The following is a 16,808-nucleotide window of genomic DNA, read 5'->3' as shown; positions in this document are numbered from 1 at the left end:
GGTGCGGGGGCTGTCAGCCTCCGCACCCCAGTCGTTGCTGGATCGATCGCATCAGGTCGATCTCGGCACTCTGCGTCTCGATGACGCCACCGGCGACCTGGACGGCCCGAGGATCGCTGCCGAGATCGACGAGGGCCTGCGCCATGGGAATGGCGCCCTGGTGGTGACGGATCATGAGGTCGAGGAACGTGCAGTCAGCGGCGACGCCGGTCTCGGCGTCGAGCTGAGCGAGCTGCGCGGGCGTGGCCATGCCCATCTCGGCGCGGAGCTCTTCGTCGCTCGGCTGGGCGGACGCGGTGCCGTGGTCGTGGGCGGGGTGCCCGACCATCCACTGCATGAGAGGAGCGGTCGAGCCCTGCGGCAGGCCCCATTGGACGAGCCAGTCGTAGAACTCGCCGCGCTGACCGGCCTGCGCGGTGGCGATGTCGAACGCGAGCGTGCGGATGCCCTCGTCCTCGGTCTTGCGGTAGATCGTCATCGCCATCTCGATCGCCTGCGTGTGATGCACCTGCATGTCGCGGGCGAATCCGGCCTCGGGGGAGGAATCGCCGGGGACCGCGGGCGAGGTGCCGAAGGCCGAGAACCGCCCCACCGCGAAGGCCGCGCCCGCGACGGCGAGGACGATCAGGAGCACTGCCCACCAGCGCATGCCGGGTGGCGGCGGGACGGATGCCTGCGGCCCCGTGCCCACCGCGACGTCGTCGGTCACGCCTTGCCGGGCCCGTCGATCGCACCCGAGCAGATCGCGTTCGGCTCGGGGACGTTCTGGCTGCGCCAGTACTCGGTGAAGAAGTCGCGGATGCGCTCGTCGTCGGCCGAGTCGACCTTCAGCTGGGCGTTCCATGCGCTCACGGCGATGGGGGTGTCCATGTCGGGGTACGGCGTCAGCAGCGCATAGGTGCTCGGCATGTAGCCCTCGAGGGTCTCGATGTCGGCATCGGACACCTGCGCCGGGTCGTAGGTGATCCAGACCGCACCGTGCTCGAGGGAGTGGACGGCGTTCTCGTTCGCCTGCGGCTCGGTGTAGACGCCGCAGTTGAGCCAGTACGGGTTGTGCTCGCCTCCCGTGGGCGGGGTCTGAGGGTACTCGACGGTGCCTTCGACGTGCGTCGTGATGTTCTGGAACGTCTCGACGCCGGGGATCTCGCGACCGGTGCTGTTGCCGGCCTCGTACGTGACGGGCCGGGGCGCGAGGACGACGGAGGCTGCGATGAGTCCCACCACGGCGACTGCGGCGGTCGAGCCGACGACCCACCAGGTCAGCTTGCTGCGGCGTCGCTTCGCCAGCTGCTTCTGATACTCGGCGAGCTTGGCCTGCTTCTGCTGCTCGCGCTGCTGCTTGACGGTGAGGTTGATCTGGGCCTGGGCGGCAGGATTGCCGCTCGTTCGCTTGTCGGCGGACGGAGTCATTGCTGTGACCTCGGTTCGGGGGCAAGAGGATGGGCGCGCGTGCGGCGCGTGGCCAGCCTATGCGCGTGAATGGTGAATCGGCTGAGAGGCGCGAACATCGTGAAGTCGCGCCGGGTTACGATAGAAGGTCGCTCGAAAACGCTGCTGCCACGAAACGAAGAAGACGTGCCCGAAACTCCTCCCCATCATTCATCCTCCACCACCGGGGCGATCCGCACGCTGGGCTCGAACCCCGCGACGGCGCCCATCATGCTCCACCCGGGTGATGCGATCCCGACCTCGCGCCGCGTCGTCTACATCATCCTGCTCGGCGCCCTCACCGCACTCGGCCCCTTCACGATCGATCTGTACCTGCCGGCCTTCCCCGCATTGGAGGCCGACTTCCAGACGACGGCCGCGGCGATCCAGCTGACCCTCACCGGGACCATGGTCGGCTTCGCGCTCGGACAGCTCATCGTCGGGCCGCTCAGCGACAAGCTCGGGCGCAGGATTCCGTTGCTGTGCGTGACCGCGTTGCATGTGCTGTCGAGCACGGCCGCTGCCATCGCCCCGACCCTCGAGCTGCTGAGCGCCGCCCGGGTCTTCATGGGCATCGGCGCAGCCGCGGGCGGCGTCGTCGCCATGGCGATCGTGCGCGACCTCTTCGGCGGACGCCGGCTCGTGGTGATGCTCAGCCGCCTGGCGCTCGTCTCCGGTGTCGCCCCGGTGGCCGCCCCGCTCGTCGGCTCGGGCCTGCTCACGGTCATGCCCTGGCGGGGCATCTTCGTCGTCCTCGCCGCCTACGGCGCAGTGATGCTGATCGCCTCTCTCTTCCTCGTGCCCGAGACCCTGCCCAAGGCGCGGCGCCGCGACAACGGTTCGGCGACCGTGTGGCAGCGCTATCGCAGCGTCCTGAGCGACCGCATCTTCATCGGCGTGCTCATCATCGGCGGCATGACGTTCAGCGGACTGTTCTCCTACCTGTCGTCGTCGTCGTTCCTCTTCCAGCAGACGTACGGCTTCGACCCGCAGCAGTACGGCATCCTCTTCGCCGTCAACTCGCTCGGCGTCGTCCTGGGCGTGCAGACGGCGTCGCGCCTCGCGGCCCGATTCGGTCCGCAGTGGGTCATGGCGGTCTCGACCGCCGTGCTCGTCGTCGCCGGGGCCGCGATCATCGTCACCGACCAGCTGGGTCTGGGGCTGTGGGGCACGATCGTGCCGCTGTTCTTCTTCATCACGGCATGCGGCTTCACCTTCCCCTGCGTGCAGGTGCTCGCCCTCGATCGTCACGGACGCGCGGCCGGCACCGCGGCCTCCCTCATCGGTGCCGTCAACTTCGGCGTCGCGGGCTTCATCTCGCCGCTCGCCGCGTGGATCTCGGGCGGCTCGGGCATCACGGCCACGACGATGGCCTCGGTGATGGCCGGGTGCGCCGTGGTGGCGGTGCTCTCGCTGTGGCTCGTCGTGCGTCCGCGCAGCGTCCCTCAGCTCTCTCCCTGATCGCCGCGTCCAGCGCAAGGGGCGACGTCCAGTCGGCCATCGTCGACACAATGGACCGATGAACGCCGCCCCTGCCACCGATCCCCGCCGGCTCTGGCCGCGTCGAGCCATCCTGGGAGCCGTCCTCATTGTGGTCGGCGCGCTGCTGGGGTGGTGGCTGTTCACGCAGCTCGGCCAGCCTTTCGCCATCGACCGGTGGTGGAACGAGACGCTCCCCGCCGACCCGGGCGCCGTCGGCCTCGTGTTCGGGCTCGTGATGAACCGGATCGGCGGCACGTGGGTCGGGGTCTTCGCGATCCCGATCGCGGTGGCCGTGGTGCTGATCGTGCTGCGTCGGCCCTGGGCCGCTGGCTACTTCATCGTGGCGTCGGCGGTGAGCGCGCTCATCGTGCAGCTGATCAAAAACCTCGTCGACCGGGCCCGGCCCGAAGACATCCTGGTGACGACCGACGCGGGGTCATATCCGTCGGGGCATACGGCCAACGCGGCCACGATCGCGGTGGTGGCCGTCATCCTCTTCCCTCGCATTTGGGTCGCGCTCATCGGAATCGCCTGGACTCTGCTCATGGCACTCAGCCGCACGGTCGTGCACGCGCACTGGCTCTCCGACACGGTCGGGGGGATGCTGCTGGGGGCCGGGGTCGCGCTCGTGATCGCCGCGATGTTCACCGAACAGCTGGAACGGGAACGCCGTGCCGTGGGGGAGCGTCGGGGCTAGGCTCGCCCGCATGAGCGTCTCGCCCGATGGCCCGGCCGTTCCCTCCGACGACGCGGTGGCCGCTGCAGACCTTGCCCGGCTGCGTGCGGAGGCGGATGCCGCCGAGGCGGCTCTCGTCGCCGCCCGCGCGCGGGCCGCTCTGGCGGCCGCCGAAGCGGAGGCGGCCAGGGCAGCGGCATCGCTCCCGCCCGGCGCGGCGGCCGCCGCGCCCTCGGCCGCCGGCGCCGAGCCTGCGGTGATCGGGGGAGCGGTGGGCCCGCTCGAGGCGCCGGAGGTCGACGCGATTCGACAGGGCTACGCGTTCGAGGGGCCGGCGCTCGAGCTCGGAGCGCTTCTGAACGGCGAGCCGCAACGCGATGCGCCCGTTCGCATCCCCCTCGCGATGACGAACCGTCACGGCCTCGTCGCCGGCGCGACCGGTACGGGCAAGACCCGCACCCTCCAGGTTCTCGTGGAGCAGCTGGCGGCCAACGGCGTGCCCGTGTTCGCCGCCGACATCAAGGGCGATCTCTCGGGGCTGGCCTCACCGGGCGAGGCCGACGAGAAGCTCGTCTCGCGGACCCGCGCGATCGGCCAGGACTGGTCGCCACGCTCGTTCGCGGCGGAGTTCCTCGCTCTCGGCGACCGAGGAACGGGGACACCCGTTCGCGCCACGGTGTCGGGCTTCGGTCCCCTGCTGCTGAGCCGCGTGCTCGGATTGAACGCCACGCAGGAGTCGAGTCTCGGCCTCGTCTTCCACTACGCCGACGCGAACGGCCTCGCCCTCGTCGATCTCTCCGACCTCCGAGCGGTGCTGACCTACCTCACCAGCGACGACGGCAAGCCCGAGCTCGCCGAACTCGGCGGGCTCTCGAAGGCCACGGCCGGCGTCATCCTGCGCGAGCTCATCACCTTCGCCGACGCCGGGGCGGACGTCTTCTTCGGCGAACCGGAGTTCGATGTCCGCGACCTCATGCGCACGACCGACACCGGCGAGGGCGTCGTCACCCTGCTCGAGGTGCCCGGGGTCGCCGACCAGCCGGTGCTCTATTCGACGTTCCTCATGTACCTGTTGGCGGAGCTGTTCGAGGTGCTGCCCGAGGTGGGTGACCGCGACAAGCCCGAGCTCGTGTTCTTCTTCGACGAGGCGCATCTGCTGTTCCGCGACGCCTCGAAGGACTTCCTGTCCGCCGTGGTCCAGACGGTCCGGCTGATCCGATCGAAGGGTGTCGGCGTCTTCTTCGTCACGCAGACGCCCAAGGATGTTCCATCGGATGTGCTGGCACAGCTCGGCTCGCGCGTGCAGCACGCGCTGCGCGCCTTCACCCCCGACGACGCCAAAGCGCTGCGGGCGAGCGTCGGCACCTACCCGCGATCGGGCTACGACCTCGAGCGGGTGCTGCAGGAGCTCGGAACCGGCGAGGCCGTCGTGACCGTGATGAACGAGAGGGGCGCGCCGACTCCCGTCGCGTGGACCCGGCTGCGCGCGCCCCAGGCCCTGATGTCGCCCGCCGCCCCTGCGGACATCGAGGCCCGGGTGGCGGCGTCCGAGATCCGGCCGCGCTACGCCGAGGCGATCGATCGCGAATCGGCACGCGAGATCCTGACCGCTCGCATGAACGCCGCGCAGGCGGCCCTCGATGCGGCCGAGGCGGAGGCCGCGCGCCGCAAGGCCGAGCAGGACGCCGCGAAGCTGCGGGCGAAGGCGGATGCCGCCTACGCCAAGCAGCTCGCCGCCATCCGCAAGCAGGCGGCGGCCGATGAGGCGAAGGAGCGACGCGACCACGACCGGATGCTGCGGAGCATGACCTCCAACACGCGCTCGCGCACGAAGACGCCGGCAGAGCAGATCCTCGGCTCTCGTGCCGCGCGGGAAGTGCTCACCGGCGTCATCCGGGGCATCTTCGGCACCGGACGGCGCTGAAGCGCGAGAGGGACAGCGCCTCAGGACCGGAGGATGTCGAGCGGCATCGTCGAGGTGTCGATACGCGGGTCGTCGTCTTGCCCCGCGACGAGAGCCTCGGCCTCGGCGACGGTCTCGACCGTCGGCACCGAGCCGAGCAGGGGACGCTGCGCGGTCTCGCGCATCGCGAACAGCGCGACGGCCGCCAGCGCCGAGAAGAACATGATGTAGAACGCGGGCATGTAGGTGTTGCCGGTCCACTCGATGAGCGCCTGGCTGAACAGCGGCGTCGTGCCGCCGAAGAGCGACACCGCGAGGTTGTACGCGATGCCCATGGCGCCGAAGCGGGTCGCGGTCGGGAACAGCGCCGGCAGGGCACTCGCCGAGATCGCGACGAACAGCGCGACCGGCACGGCGATGATGCCCAGGGCCACGAAGACGGCCCACAGCTCGCCGATCTGCATGATCGCGAACGCTGGGATGGTCAGCACGAGTGATGCGCCGATCGCGAAGGCGTAGACGCGCCGGCGGCCGAACCGGTCGCTGAGCCGACCGACGAACGGCAGGGTCGCCGACATCACGACCAGCACCGGAACGGTCGCCACCGCGGCCGAGAGGTTCGAGAGACCGACCTCCTTCTCGAGGTAGGTCGGCATGTAGCTGGTCAATGCGTACCCTGCGGTGTTGGTCGCGGCGACGATGGCCACGGCGACGAGGATCGTCCGCCAGTGGTGGCGCAGGATGCCGCCGATGCCGTGGCGGGCCATCGGGTCGTCCTTGCGGGGCGGCGCGGCCGATTCCGACTCCTGCTCGAACGCGGGGGTCTCGGGGATGCGCAGCCGGAACCAGATGGCGACGATGCCCAGGGGGATGGCGACGAGGAACGGGATGCGCCAGCCGCCGTCGACCATCGCGTCCGGCCCCCAGAGGCCCTGGGTGATGAGGGTGGTCACCGCGACGACCGTGGCACCGGCTGCGAAGCCGACGTACGAGCCGACGTCGAGCCACGACGCCCAGAAGCCGCGCGAGCGGTCGGGGGAGAACTCGGTGACGTACGTCGAGGCCCCCGCGTACTCGCCACCGGTCGAGAAGCCCTGCACCATCTTCAGCACATACAGGGGCACGACCGCCCAGATGCCGATCTGCGCGGATGTGGGGAGCAGACCGATGAGTGCCGTCGCGGTCGCCATCATCGCCATCGTGAGGAACAGGACCTTCTGACGCCCGATCCGGTCGCCGAGAGGTCCGAGCACGATGCCGCCGAGGGGCCGCACGAGGAACGAGACGGCGAATCCGAGCAGCGTCACGAGAAGCCCCCAGGGGTCGGGGATGTCCTCGGCGAACACGACGGTCAGGGTCACGGCGAGGTAGCCGTAGATGCCGAAGTCGAACCACTCCATGAAGTTCCCGACCACGGTCCCCGAGATCGCGGTGCGGACCTTCTTGCGTTCGACGACGATGACGTCATCGACCTCGAGACGTCGGCGGGCAGGCCGCTTCGTGCGCGTGCGTGACATATTCGGTTCTCCTCCGGCAGCGCCGCCGGGCTCGGGTCGCCAGACGACTGTCCTTCGCTCACGGGAGCGTAGCCCCGCGGCAGGGGGCCCACGCAAGCTCGCGGTCCGACGTTGCGATCGGGCGGGCGCTCGCCTATCGTGCGCGCGGGGCGCCGCTGGTGTCATCACCGACCGATCGACCGAGGCGTGTCAAGTCATGTCGGTCGATGCTCGGCGGCGCCTACCGTCTGATCATGACCGAGCTGACCGCACCCACCGGACACGAGCCCGAGCTGCGAGCGCAGCCTCGATCGGACGGATCCGCCCCCCGAGCCCTCGTCCTCGGCGCCACCGGCTACATCGGCGGGCGCTTGGTGCCGCGCCTCGTCGCGGCCGGATACCGTGTGCGCGTGCTGGCACGCACCCCCGAACGCGTCGCGAGCTTTCCGTGGGGAGACGCCGTCGAGATCGTCGGAGGCTCGGCCGACGACGCGGAGGCCGTCGCCGAAGCCGTCGACGACGTGGATGTCGTGTACTACCTCATCCACTCGATGGGAGCGGGTGCCGGATTCGAGGAAGCCGACGAGCGGGCGGCCCGCACCGTCGCCGAGGCCGCCGCGGCGGCATCCGTGAAGCGCATCGTCTACCTGGGCGGACTGCACCCCTCCGACGCCGAGCTGTCGCCGCACCTGCGGTCGCGCGTGGAGGTCGGCGAGATCCTGCTGGCGTCGGGGGTGCCCACCCTCGTGCTGCAGGCAGGTGTCGTCATCGGCTCGGGGTCGGCATCGTTCGAGATGGTGCGTCACCTCACCGACGTCCTGCCGTACATGCCGGCGCCGAAGTGGGTGCGAAACCGCATCCAGCCGATCGCGGTCCGCGACGTCCTGCACTACCTCCTCGGCGCGGCTCGCGTCGATCCCGACCTGAACCGTGCCGTCGACATCGGCGGGCCCGATGTCCTGCGCTACGGGCAGATGATGAACGGGTACGCCCTCGAGGCGGGCTTGCGCCAGAGGGCGATCGCGGCCCTGCCGGTGCTGACGCCGGGGCTGGCCTCGCACTGGGTCAACCTGGTGACGCCGGTGCCGCGCGCCATCGCGCGTCCGCTGATCGCGTCGCTCCAGAACGAGTGCGTCATGGACGATCACGACATCGACGCGATCATCCCGCAGCCCGAGGACGGCCTTACGTCGTATCGGACGAGTGTGCGACTGGCGCTCCACCGCATGGACGCCGACGAGGTCGAGACGAGCTGGCAGGACGCCGATGTGCTCGGTGCGCCGAGCGACCCCCTGCCGAGCGACCCCGAGTGGGCGGGCCGGACGGTATTCACGGACGAGCGGTCCGCCGAGACCAGCGCATCGCCCGAGCGGCTGTGGGAGGTCATCGCCGGAATCGGTGGGACGAATGGCTGGTACTCCGCTCGCGCGCTGTGGGAGATCCGCGGCTGGATGGACCGCCTGGTCGGCGGCATCGGTCTCGCACGTGGCCGCCGAAGCCGGGGCAAGGTGCGGGTGGGGGATGCGATCGACTTCTGGCGGGTGGAGGCTGTCGAGGACGGGCGCCTGCTGCGTCTGCGTGCGGAGATGCGCGTGCCCGGCGAGGCCTGGCTCGAGCTCAAGGTCGCCCCGCGCGAGGGGGGTGCCCGGTACGAGCAGCGCGCGATCTTCTTCCCCCGCGGGCTGGCGGGGCGACTGTACTGGCTCGGCGTGCTGCCGTTCCACGGACTGATCTTCACGGCGATGGCCACGCGCATCACCGAGATGGCCGAGGGGAAGGTGGAGGAGGGGCGGATCGCGGTCGAGAGCGCGCACGCCGACGACGACTCCGCCTCATCAGATGCGGGCACTCCTAGGGTGGGGTCATGAGCCGCTTCGCCACCGTCATCACCGTGTCCGACCGATCAGCGCACGGTGAACGCCCGGACACGGCGGGTCCCGTCGCCGTCGAGGCCCTGCGCGGCGCGGGGTGGGAGTGCGGCGACCCGACGGTCGTCGCCGATGGCGTCGCCTCGGTCGCGGAGGCTCTGCGCGCCGCGATCGCCGCGGGTGCGCGCCTCATCGTCACGACGGGCGGCACAGGTGTGGCGCCGCGCGACGAGACGCCCGAAGCCACCGGCGAGGTCATCGAACGCGAGCTGCCGGGCGTGGCCGAAGAGCTGCGCCGACGCGGGGTCGTCGAGACCCCCACGGCCGTCCTGTCGCGCGGGCGCGCGGGGGTGGCCGGTGGGACGCTGATCGTGAACCTGCCGGGGTCGCCCCGGGCCGTGGCATCCGGTATGGATGTGGTGACGGGCATCGCCGGGCATGTCGTCGCCCAGCTCGACGGGCACGATCACTGATGGGTGAGATCCGCATCGCCCGCATCACCGCCGAGCCTCTCGACGTGTCGCAGCACCTCGAGGCCGTCGAGTCCGCCGCGGTCGGGGCCGTGACGAGCTTCGTCGGAACCGTGCGCGATCACGACCCGGATGCCGCGGGCACGGTCGCCGCGCTGCACTACGAGGCTCATCCCGACGCCGAGGCGACGCTGCGTGCGATCGCGGAGACCGCGCTCGCCGGACGTGACGGTGCGGTCGCGGTCAGCCACCGCGTCGGCGACCTCGGGGTGGGGGATGCGGCGGTCGTCATCGCGGTGGGCACGGCGCACCGGGATGACGCCTTCGACGTGTGCCGTGAGCTGATCGAGGCGATCAAACGCGAGCTGCCGATCTGGAAGCAGCAGATCGAGACCGACGGCACGACCGCGTGGAAGGGGATCGGCGGCTGATCGCTGAGCGCCGGCGGTCTCAGCCGCCGGCGAACGGCGGCAGGATGTCGACGGTGACGTCGGGACCGATCTCGGTGGCGTCGGCGACGCGCGCACCGTCGACCAGCACGGCGCACTTGGGCAGGATCGCTCCCAGCCCCGGACGTTCGCGAGACAGCGCGTCGCGCAGGGCGCCGAGGGTGATCTCGGAGCGGTCCTCGTCGTTCCGTCCGGCGCGCTCGGCCGCGGCGGCGAAGTAGCGCACGCGAGCCATCAGGCGTCCCCACCGGGGCGCCGCCAGTCGCCGCTGCGGCCACCGGACTTCGCCGTGATGCGGACGTTCTCGATCGAGGTCGTCTTGTCGAGGCCTTTCACCATGTCGACCACGGCGAGGGCGGCGACCGCCACCGAGGTGAGCGCCTCCATCTCGACGCCGGTCCGGTCGGCGGTGCGCGCCGTCGCCTCGATCTCGATGCCCTCGTCGGTGATGTCGAGGTCGACGACGACCCCGTGCACGCCGATCACGTGGGCGAGAGGCAGCAGTTCGGGGGTGCGCTTGGCAGCCTGGATGCCGGCGATGCGAGCCACGGCGAGGACATCGCCCTTCGGCACGGTGCCGTCACGCAGCGCGGCGACGACCTCGGGCGAACAGCGGACGAAGCCGCGAGCGGTCGCCGCGCGGACGGTCGGCTGCTTCGCGGTGACGTCGACCATGCGGGCGTGACCGGCGTCGTCGAGGTGGGTGAAGCTCATGCCCTCATCCTTCCAGCAGCACGACGTCGATGAGGTCGCCGGGCTCTACGGCGACGGTCTCCGCCGGCACGACCGCATACGCCTCGGCGAGGGCGAGGGCGCCCGCGAGGTGCGACCCCGAGCCGCCGGGTGTCGCCGGATGCACGGACCAGCGCACGGGGTCGGAGCGGTCGATGACCGCGGGGAGGTACTGCCGACGGCCCGGCGGCGTACGCCAGGACTCGCCCGCGGGAAGTCGGAGAGCCGGTCGGTACAGGTCGGAGCGGCCCTGCAGGGCGAGGAGGGCGGGGCGTACGAACACCTCGAACGACACCGCCGCGCTCACCGGGTTTCCGGGAAGGCCGAACACGAGCGTCCCCGAGGGCAGGACACCGAACGCCTGCGGCTTGCCCGGCTGCATCGCCACCCGCGAGAAGCGCAGCGCATCGCCGAGCTCGGTCTTGACGACCTCGTAGGCGCCCGCACTCACCCCGCCCGAGGTGATGACGACGTCCGCCCGGGACTCGCCGGTGGTTGCCGCCGTGATCTCGGCCCGGAAGGCGGCGCCACCGTCGTCGACGTGCACGCGGCGGACGACGGCACCGCCCGCCTGACGGGAGAGCGCGTCGAGCAACAGGCCGTTCGACTCGGGGATCTGGCCTCGCGTGCGGGGGAGGCCGGGTTCGACGAGCTCGCTGCCGGTCGAGATCACGACGACGCGCGGCGCGTGCGAGACGGTGACCCGGGCGATGTCGGCAGCCGCGAGGGCGGCGAGCTGCCGGGGGCCGAGCAGCACTCCCGCGCCCAGCACGGTGTCGCCGGGGCGGATGTCGTCGTGCGCACGCCGGACGAACACTCCCCGCCGTGCGGGAGCGGTGAGGACGCGCGCGGTCGTCAGCGAATCGTCGAGGCCGCCGGCGGTGTCTTCGAACGGCACGATGGTGTCGGCCCCGGATGGCACCGGGGCGCCCGTCATGATGCGCGCGGTCTCGCCGGCGCGCAGACGCGGGTCGTCGGCGGTGCCGGCCGGCAGGTCGGCGACGACCGCCAGATCGACGGGATGCTCGGCCGACGCGGTCGCGACGTCGTCGAAGCGGACCGCGAAGCCGTCCATGGCGGAGTTGTCGAAATCGGGGATGCCTCCCCGTGCGACGGCCGCTTCGCGCAGGACCGATCCGGCGGCGTCCGCGAGCCCGGCCGTGCGGGTCGGCAGCGGTCGCACGGCCGCGAGGACGTCGGCGAGCTGCTCCTCGACCGAGCGCAGCCCGCCGCTCACGATCGCCACCCGGCGAGGCCTCCCGCGAGGACGGAGGCCGTCACGCCCCGGCCGCGGAGGACGTCGGCGGCGCGGCGTGCCCGGATGCCGTGCGCGCACACGACCACGACCCGGTCGGCGTCGACGCGGCTCGGGTCGGCGAGGAGATCGCCGAGGGGGAGCAGCACCGAGCCGGGGAGCACCCCCGTCGCCGTCTCGTGGGGCTCTCGGACATCGAGGACCACCGCCCCGGCGCGCTGCTGGGCGCGGAGCTGATCGAGATCGATCTCGGGCGTCGTCGGCCGCGTCTGCGGGGTGCGGGGCTCAGGCGCCGGGGGCGCCGGCGGTGCGCTCGAGGCGGCACGCAGCGGCACCTCACGCGTGGTCCCGGACAGCGCGTCGACCACCACGAGCCGGCCCAGGAGCGGCTCGCCGACACCGGTGATGAGCTTGATGGCCTCCGTCGCGAGCATTCCCCCCACCGTCAGGCAGAGCGACCCGAGCACACCGACCTCGGCGCAGGTCGGCAGATCGTCGGCGCTGCCGGCGGGGTAGAGGTCGTCGAGCCCGATCGCCGGTATCCCCTCCGGTGGGTCCGTCCAGAACACGGTGACCTGCGCGTGGAACTCCTGGATGACGCCCCAGACGAGGGGCAGTCCGAGCGCCGCGCACGCCGCGGCGACGACGGTGCGGGTCTCGAACGTGTCGGTGCCGTCGATGACGAGGTCGCTTCCGGCGAGCAGACGCGACGCGTTGTCGGCATCCAGTCGCTCGCGGCGCGGCTCGATCCGCGTCTCGGGCGACAGCGCGGCAGCCGCGCGGAGGGCCGAGGCGACCTTCGGGCTGCCGACGTCGTCGGCGCGGTGGATGACCTGCCGCTGGAGGTTGGCGTACTCAATCACGTCATCGTCGATGACGGTGATCGTCCCGACCCCCGCGGCGGTGAGGGCGAGGATGACGGGAGAGCCGAGGCCGCCCGCACCGACGACAGCGACGTGAGCCGCCGTCAACCGCCGCTGACCCTCGTCGCCCACGCCCGCGAGGACGGCGTGCCTCGCGGTGCGTTCGCGCTCGCGATCCGACAGGGTGTCGACGGGAGCGACGAGGGGCGCGAGGATCATGGGATCAGGCTAGACGCGCGCGGGGGTACCGGGGGCGGGCGGTGGCGAGAACGCCCCGCGCATCCGCGGATGCGGTGGATTCCGCCCTCGACCTCCGCAGACGCGGGTATGTTCGGCGCATGACGACGTATCGCATCTCGGAGGCGGCCCGCCTTCTCGGCGTCAGCGATGACACCGTCCGTCGCTGGACCGACCAGGGCGTCCTCCCGGTCTCGGGCGAAAGCCCGGCGCGGATTCCCGGCGACGCTCTCGCGGCTCACGCGGTCGAGCTCGCTTCTGCCGCCGACGACCCGTGGGATCGGCTCTCGAGCGCCCGCAACCGCTTCGTCGGCCTCGTCACACGGGTGCAGATCGACGGGGTGATGGCCCAGGTCGACGTGCAGTCCGGACCGCACCGCGTCGTGTCGCTGATGTCGGCCGAGGCGGCGCGCGAGCTCGAACTCGAACCCGGTTCGCTCGCCGTCGCGGTCGTCAAGGCCACCACGGTCGTCGTCGAGACTCCGAAGGACTGAACCGTGCGCGTGCGAACACGACGAACGACGAGCATCGCGGCCCTCGCCGCGGCCGCGTTGCTGCTGGCCGGATGCGCGGCGGGCGGTGGCCCCGACACCGGCACGGACGGCACGCCGGGCGTGGCCGAGTCGGGGCCCGGCACAGCGGAAGCCGGCGTCTCGGGCGAGGTCACCGTCTTCGCCGCGGCGTCGCTGAAGACGGGATTCGACGAGCTGGCCACGCAGTTCGAGCAGCGGCATCCCTCGGTCACGATCTCGCCGATCAGCTATGACGGATCGTCGACCCTCGCGACTCAGGTGATCGAGGGGGCGCCGGCCGACGTCTTCGCCTCCGCCGACGAGGCGAACATGCAGAGAGTCGTCGCGGCCGGAGTCGCCGGCTCGCCCGAGGTCTTCGCGATGAACCGGCTCACCCTCGTGGTGCCGTCCGGCAACCCCGGCTCGGTCACGGGTCTGGCAGACCTCGCCGACCCCGATCGCACGGTGGTGCTCTGTGCGGCCGCCGTCCCGTGCGGCGCGGCATCGGCGACGCTTCTCAGCGATGCGGGTGTCGCGGCGAGCGTCGACAGCTACGAGCAGAACGTGACGGCGGTGCTGACGAAGGTCGCCAGCGGGGAAGCCGACGCGGGGCTCGTCTACGTCACGGATGCCGCTCTCACCGGCGACGTCGAGACGGTCGAGGTTCCCGGCGCCGAGCGAGTCGTCAATCGCTACCCGATCGCGGTGCTCGCCGACGCGCAGTCGCCCGACGCAGCCGCGGAGTTCGTCGCCTACGTGCTGTCCGACGAGGGCCAGGCGGTGCTGCGCCGTCTCGGTTTCGGCGCCCCGTGAGCGGCGCCGAAGCCGGCCGTCAGCGGGCGACGGGTCGCCGGACGCCGGGGAATCTGCCGCGCATCCTGCTCGTCCCCGCGGTCGTCGGCCTCGCGCTCCTCGTGGTTCCCCTCGTCGCGCTCGTGGGCCGCGTCGACCCCGCGACGGTGTGGGCCGACGTCACCTCACCCGAGGCCGGCGCGGCTCTCGCGCTGTCGCTGCAGACGGCGCTGACGGCCACGGCGGCGTGCATCGTGCTCGGGGTTCCGCTCGCCCTCACCATCGCCCGGGCGAGCGATCGAAGCGCGGCGGTGCTTCGCGCCGTGGTGACGGTTCCGCTCGTGCTGCCGCCGATGGTGGGCGGCGTCGCCCTGCTGTTCCTCTTCGGGCGCACCGGCTGGCTGGGCGCCGTGCTCGGCGAAGCCGGCATCCGTATCCCGTTCACGACCGCCGCCGTCGTGATCGCACAGACCTTCGTCGCCCTTCCCTTCCTCGTCCTGGCGCTTGAGGGGGCGCTGCGGGCGACGGGCGTCGGATACGAGCAGACAGCCGCGGCGCTCGGCGCGGGACGGTGGCGGATACTGTGGCGGGTCACACTGCCGCTCGCCGCCCCCGGGCTGATCGCGGGAACCGTGCTGTGCTTCGCCCGCGCACTCGGCGAGTTCGGCGCCACCGCGCTGTTCGCCGGCAACGCGCCCGGAGTCACGCAGACGATGCCGCTGGCGATCTACACCGCGTTCAACGGCGCCGGGGTGTCGCAGGGCACGGCGGTGGCGCTGTCGCTGCTCCTGCTCATCACGGCGATCGCGGCGCTTCTGCTCGTGCGCGCCTGGCGACCGGGCGGTGCTCGGTGAGCGGGCGGCTCACGGCCCGCGTCCGGGTGCAGCGCCCCGGTCTCACCGTGGCCGCCGAGCTGGTCGCGGAGCCAGGCGAGATCGTCGCCGTCATGGGGCCGAGCGGGGCGGGCAAGTCGACCGTCCTCGAGGCGATCGCGGGTCTCGTGCGGCTCGATGCGGGGTCGATCCGCGTCGACGGCGACGAGGTGGCCAGTCCGCGTCACCGTGTCGCGCCGCAGCGCCATGGCATCGTGCTGCTGCGTCAGGACCCCGGCCTCTTCCCGCACCTCTCGACACGCGAGAACGTCGCCTTCGGGCTGCGCTCTCGCGGGGCGCCCGCTCGTGGGTCGCGTCTCGTCGCCGACGAATGGCTCGAACGGGTCGGGCTCGCCGGGGTGGGAGGACAGCATCCCCGCGAGCTCTCCGGTGGACAGCAGCAGCGGGTCGCCCTCGCCCGCGCGCTCGCGGCGCGACCCCGCGTCATCCTGCTCGATGAACCGTTCACGGCGCTCGACCCGGCGACGGCCGCCTCGCTCCGCACGATGCTCGGCGAACAGCTGCGGGCCGCGCGGACGACAGCCGTGCTCGTCAGCCACGATGCGCTCGACGCCGCGGTCGTGGCCGATCGGCTGGTCGTGCTCGAGGCGGGTGCCGTGACGCAGAGTGGCTCCGTGCGCGACGTGCTGCGAACTCCCGCGACGGCGTTCGGCGCGGCGATCGCGGGAGTCAACCGCGTCGTCGGAAGCGTGATCGGTCGCGGCGACGGCGCGGTGTGGCGGGCAGGTGCTCTCGCCGTGGCGCGGCCTGGTGCGGAACCCGCCTCCGTCGCGGCGCTGTTCCGCCCGGGCGACGTCCGGCTCGAGGGGGTCGTCGCTGCGGGGCACGCCACGCTCGGAGCGGCGCCGGAGGGCTCGCGTGTCATCTGGCATGCGCGGGTGGCGCGGCTCGAACCTACCGTCGGAGGTGTGCGTATGCTCGTCGCCGATCCGTCGCTCGCCGTCGACATCCCTGTCGACCTGGCCGCAGATCTTCGTGCCGGCGCTCACGTCCGGCTCACGCTGCCGAACGCCGCGATTACGTGGGGGAGCCCGGAACCGGAGACGGCGGCAGGGTAACGGGTCGGGCGATGCGGGGTGGCACGATGGGGATATGCCTCACATGCGTGCCGTCCGGCCCGGCGACGACGCCGCGCTGAGCGAGATCTGTCTGCGAACAGCCGATCACGGTTCCGATGCCACCGGACTCTTCGACGACGACGACATCTGGGGAGCGGTCTTCGCGCGGCCCTATGCCGAGCGGCATCCCGACTTCGCCTTCGTCGTGGCCGACGAGGACGATCGGGCGATCGGCTACGTCGTCGCGACGCCCGACACCGAGGCCTTCGAGGAGTGGTTCCATCGCGAGTGGTGGCCCCGTTTCGCCGCGCGCTGGCCCGAGCCCTCGCCCGACGACACCTCGCGCCAGGCGGCCACGCTGCGGTACGCCTACGGCCGGCGCGCGGGCGCGGAGCCGTTCGCCGAGGCCTACCCGGCGCACCTCCACATCGACCTGCTGCCCGCTGCCCAGGGACAGGGGTGGGGGCGTCGTCTGATCGACCGCGTGTCGGAACAGCTCCGCGCGGCGGGGGTCACCCGGCTGCACCTGGTCGCGTCCGCGGCCAACACCGGTGCGCTGGCCTTCTACGACCGCCTGGGCTTCGAGCGTCTGCCCTCGTCGCCCGGCGCGCAGGCTTTCGGCATCGATCTCGCGCGCTGAGCCCGGGTCGTGCGACCCGAGGTCCCATTTGGGCCGGGTTTGGCGGCAGGTTTC

18 protein-coding genes are annotated in these 16,808 nt (G+C 71.8%); 11 read left to right on the top strand and 7 right to left on the bottom strand.

What is annotated here, in order from left to right:
* Nucleotides 1-13: 13 nt before the first annotated feature.
* The gene (locus DEU36_RS05275) at nt 14-709 is read right to left on the bottom strand and encodes a DUF305 domain-containing protein (RefSeq protein ID WP_310790725.1); all 696 of its coding nucleotides are present in this window, start codon (nt 707-709) and stop codon (nt 14-16) included.
* Nucleotides 706-1,410 (bottom strand): DUF3105 domain-containing protein, encoded by a 705-nt coding sequence (locus DEU36_RS05270; RefSeq protein ID WP_120263232.1) that lies wholly within the window; start codon nt 1,408-1,410, stop codon nt 706-708. The genes DEU36_RS05275 and DEU36_RS05270 overlap by 4 nt, the downstream gene beginning before the upstream one ends.
* A gap of 249 nt (nt 1,411-1,659) precedes the next feature.
* On the opposite strand from DEU36_RS05270, the gene DEU36_RS05265 reads away from it, so the two are divergent.
* The 3 genes from DEU36_RS05265 to DEU36_RS05255 are packed head-to-tail and all read left to right on the top strand — an operon-like array spanning nt 1,660 to nt 5,510.
* Nucleotides 1,660-2,889: a multidrug effflux MFS transporter gene (locus tag DEU36_RS05265; protein WP_120263231.1), complete on the top strand. Its 1,230-nt coding sequence runs from the start codon at nt 1,660-1,662 to the stop codon at nt 2,887-2,889.
* A gap of 58 nt (nt 2,890-2,947) precedes the next feature.
* Nucleotides 2,948-3,607, top strand: a complete 660-nt coding sequence (locus DEU36_RS05260) for a phosphatase PAP2 family protein (RefSeq protein WP_120263230.1) — start codon at nt 2,948-2,950, stop codon at nt 3,605-3,607.
* A 10-nt stretch (nt 3,608-3,617) separates the two neighbouring features.
* A complete protein-coding gene (locus DEU36_RS05255) occupies nt 3,618-5,510 on the top strand; it encodes a helicase HerA-like domain-containing protein (protein ID WP_120263229.1) in 1,893 nt (630 codons plus the stop codon).
* A 20-nt stretch (nt 5,511-5,530) separates the two neighbouring features.
* Here the strand turns inward: DEU36_RS05255 and DEU36_RS05250 are convergent, their stop codons facing one another.
* Complete coding sequence (locus DEU36_RS05250; RefSeq protein WP_120263228.1) at nt 5,531-7,006, bottom strand: MFS transporter; 1,476 nt, start codon at nt 7,004-7,006, stop codon at nt 5,531-5,533.
* Nucleotides 7,007-7,239: 233 nt separating this feature from the next.
* Between DEU36_RS05250 and DEU36_RS05245 the strand changes: the two genes are divergently transcribed.
* The 3 genes from DEU36_RS05245 to DEU36_RS05235 are packed head-to-tail and all read left to right on the top strand — an operon-like array spanning nt 7,240 to nt 9,754.
* On the top strand, nt 7,240-8,853 hold the full coding sequence (locus DEU36_RS05245) for an SDR family oxidoreductase (RefSeq protein WP_120264375.1): 1,614 nt from the start codon (nt 7,240-7,242) through the stop codon (nt 8,851-8,853).
* The gene (locus DEU36_RS05240; protein ID WP_120263227.1) at nt 8,850-9,326 is read left to right on the top strand and encodes a molybdenum cofactor biosynthesis protein B; all 477 of its coding nucleotides are present in this window, start codon (nt 8,850-8,852) and stop codon (nt 9,324-9,326) included. The genes DEU36_RS05245 and DEU36_RS05240 overlap by 4 nt, the downstream gene beginning before the upstream one ends.
* Nucleotides 9,326-9,754 carry a molybdenum cofactor biosynthesis protein MoaE gene (locus DEU36_RS05235; RefSeq protein WP_120263226.1) on the top strand — a complete coding sequence of 143 codons (429 nt, stop codon included), beginning with the start codon at nt 9,326-9,328 and terminating at the stop codon, nt 9,752-9,754. Before DEU36_RS05240 ends, DEU36_RS05235 begins: the two co-directional genes overlap by 1 nt.
* A gap of 19 nt (nt 9,755-9,773) precedes the next feature.
* Here DEU36_RS05235 and DEU36_RS05230 read toward each other — a convergent pair whose 3' ends face one another.
* Genes DEU36_RS05230 through DEU36_RS05215 form a run of 4 tightly spaced genes read right to left on the bottom strand, consistent with a single transcriptional unit; the run spans nt 9,774 to nt 12,841 of the window.
* On the bottom strand, nt 9,774-10,007 hold the full coding sequence (locus DEU36_RS05230) for a MoaD/ThiS family protein (protein WP_120263225.1): 234 nt from the start codon (nt 10,005-10,007) through the stop codon (nt 9,774-9,776).
* Nucleotides 10,007-10,486 (bottom strand): cyclic pyranopterin monophosphate synthase MoaC, encoded by a 480-nt coding sequence (gene moaC, locus DEU36_RS05225; protein WP_120263224.1) that lies wholly within the window; start codon nt 10,484-10,486, stop codon nt 10,007-10,009. Before moaC ends, DEU36_RS05230 begins: the two co-directional genes overlap by 1 nt.
* A gap of 4 nt (nt 10,487-10,490) precedes the next feature.
* On the bottom strand, nt 10,491-11,750 hold the full coding sequence (gene glp / locus DEU36_RS05220) for a gephyrin-like molybdotransferase Glp (RefSeq protein ID WP_310790724.1): 1,260 nt from the start codon (nt 11,748-11,750) through the stop codon (nt 10,491-10,493).
* Nucleotides 11,738-12,841 carry a ThiF family adenylyltransferase gene (locus DEU36_RS05215; RefSeq protein ID WP_120263223.1) on the bottom strand — a complete coding sequence of 368 codons (1,104 nt, stop codon included), beginning with the start codon at nt 12,839-12,841 and terminating at the stop codon, nt 11,738-11,740. Before DEU36_RS05215 ends, glp begins: the two co-directional genes overlap by 13 nt.
* A gap of 119 nt (nt 12,842-12,960) precedes the next feature.
* Between DEU36_RS05215 and DEU36_RS05210 the strand changes: the two genes are divergently transcribed.
* The 5 genes from DEU36_RS05210 to DEU36_RS05190 are packed head-to-tail and all read left to right on the top strand — an operon-like array spanning nt 12,961 to nt 16,754.
* Entirely contained in the window at nt 12,961-13,353 is a 393-nt protein-coding gene (locus DEU36_RS05210; protein WP_120264373.1) for a molybdopterin-binding protein, read from the top strand.
* 9 nt (nt 13,354-13,362) lie between these two features.
* Nucleotides 13,363-14,184: a molybdate ABC transporter substrate-binding protein gene (modA, locus tag DEU36_RS05205; protein ID WP_120264372.1), complete on the top strand. Its 822-nt coding sequence runs from the start codon at nt 13,363-13,365 to the stop codon at nt 14,182-14,184.
* Nucleotides 14,181-15,017, top strand: a complete 837-nt coding sequence (locus DEU36_RS05200) for an ABC transporter permease (RefSeq protein WP_120263222.1) — start codon at nt 14,181-14,183, stop codon at nt 15,015-15,017. The genes modA and DEU36_RS05200 overlap by 4 nt, the downstream gene beginning before the upstream one ends.
* On the top strand, nt 15,014-16,114 hold the full coding sequence (locus DEU36_RS05195; RefSeq protein WP_259455225.1) for an ABC transporter ATP-binding protein: 1,101 nt from the start codon (nt 15,014-15,016) through the stop codon (nt 16,112-16,114). Before DEU36_RS05200 ends, DEU36_RS05195 begins: the two co-directional genes overlap by 4 nt.
* A 34-nt stretch (nt 16,115-16,148) precedes the next feature.
* Nucleotides 16,149-16,754: a GNAT family N-acetyltransferase gene (locus tag DEU36_RS05190; protein WP_120263221.1), complete on the top strand. Its 606-nt coding sequence runs from the start codon at nt 16,149-16,151 to the stop codon at nt 16,752-16,754.
* Nucleotides 16,755-16,808: the final 54 nt, after the last annotated feature.

This window comes from Microbacterium sp. AG238 (genome assembly GCF_003610405.1).
Taxonomy (GTDB): Bacteria; Actinomycetota; Actinomycetes; order Actinomycetales; family Microbacteriaceae; genus Microbacterium.
This window is presented reverse-complemented; position numbering and strand designations above follow the sequence as displayed.

What these genes read in the sequence shown, in the direction of transcription:
- DEU36_RS05270 (WP_120263232.1), bottom strand. Translation starts at nt 1,410, where the DNA reads ATGACTCCGTCCGCCGACAAGCGAACGAGCGGCAATCCTGCCGCCCAG.
- DEU36_RS05265 (WP_120263231.1), top strand. Translation starts at nt 1,660, where the DNA reads ATGCTCCACCCGGGTGATGCGATCCCGACCTCGCGCCGCGTCGTCTAC.
- DEU36_RS05260 (WP_120263230.1), top strand. Translation starts at nt 2,948, where the DNA reads ATGAACGCCGCCCCTGCCACCGATCCCCGCCGGCTCTGGCCGCGTCGA.
- DEU36_RS05255 (WP_120263229.1), top strand. Translation starts at nt 3,618, where the DNA reads ATGAGCGTCTCGCCCGATGGCCCGGCCGTTCCCTCCGACGACGCGGTG.
- DEU36_RS05250 (WP_120263228.1), bottom strand. Translation starts at nt 7,006, where the DNA reads ATGTCACGCACGCGCACGAAGCGGCCTGCCCGCCGACGTCTCGAGGTC.
- DEU36_RS05245 (WP_120264375.1), top strand. Translation starts at nt 7,240, where the DNA reads ATGACCGAGCTGACCGCACCCACCGGACACGAGCCCGAGCTGCGAGCG.
- DEU36_RS05240 (WP_120263227.1), top strand. Translation starts at nt 8,850, where the DNA reads ATGAGCCGCTTCGCCACCGTCATCACCGTGTCCGACCGATCAGCGCAC.
- DEU36_RS05235 (WP_120263226.1), top strand. Translation starts at nt 9,326, where the DNA reads ATGGGTGAGATCCGCATCGCCCGCATCACCGCCGAGCCTCTCGACGTG.
- DEU36_RS05230 (WP_120263225.1), bottom strand. Translation starts at nt 10,007, where the DNA reads ATGGCTCGCGTGCGCTACTTCGCCGCCGCGGCCGAGCGCGCCGGACGG.
- moaC (WP_120263224.1), bottom strand. Translation starts at nt 10,486, where the DNA reads ATGAGCTTCACCCACCTCGACGACGCCGGTCACGCCCGCATGGTCGAC.
- DEU36_RS05215 (WP_120263223.1), bottom strand. Translation starts at nt 12,841, where the DNA reads ATGATCCTCGCGCCCCTCGTCGCTCCCGTCGACACCCTGTCGGATCGC.
- DEU36_RS05210 (WP_120264373.1), top strand. Translation starts at nt 12,961, where the DNA reads ATGACGACGTATCGCATCTCGGAGGCGGCCCGCCTTCTCGGCGTCAGC.
- DEU36_RS05190 (WP_120263221.1), top strand. Translation starts at nt 16,149, where the DNA reads ATGCCTCACATGCGTGCCGTCCGGCCCGGCGACGACGCCGCGCTGAGC.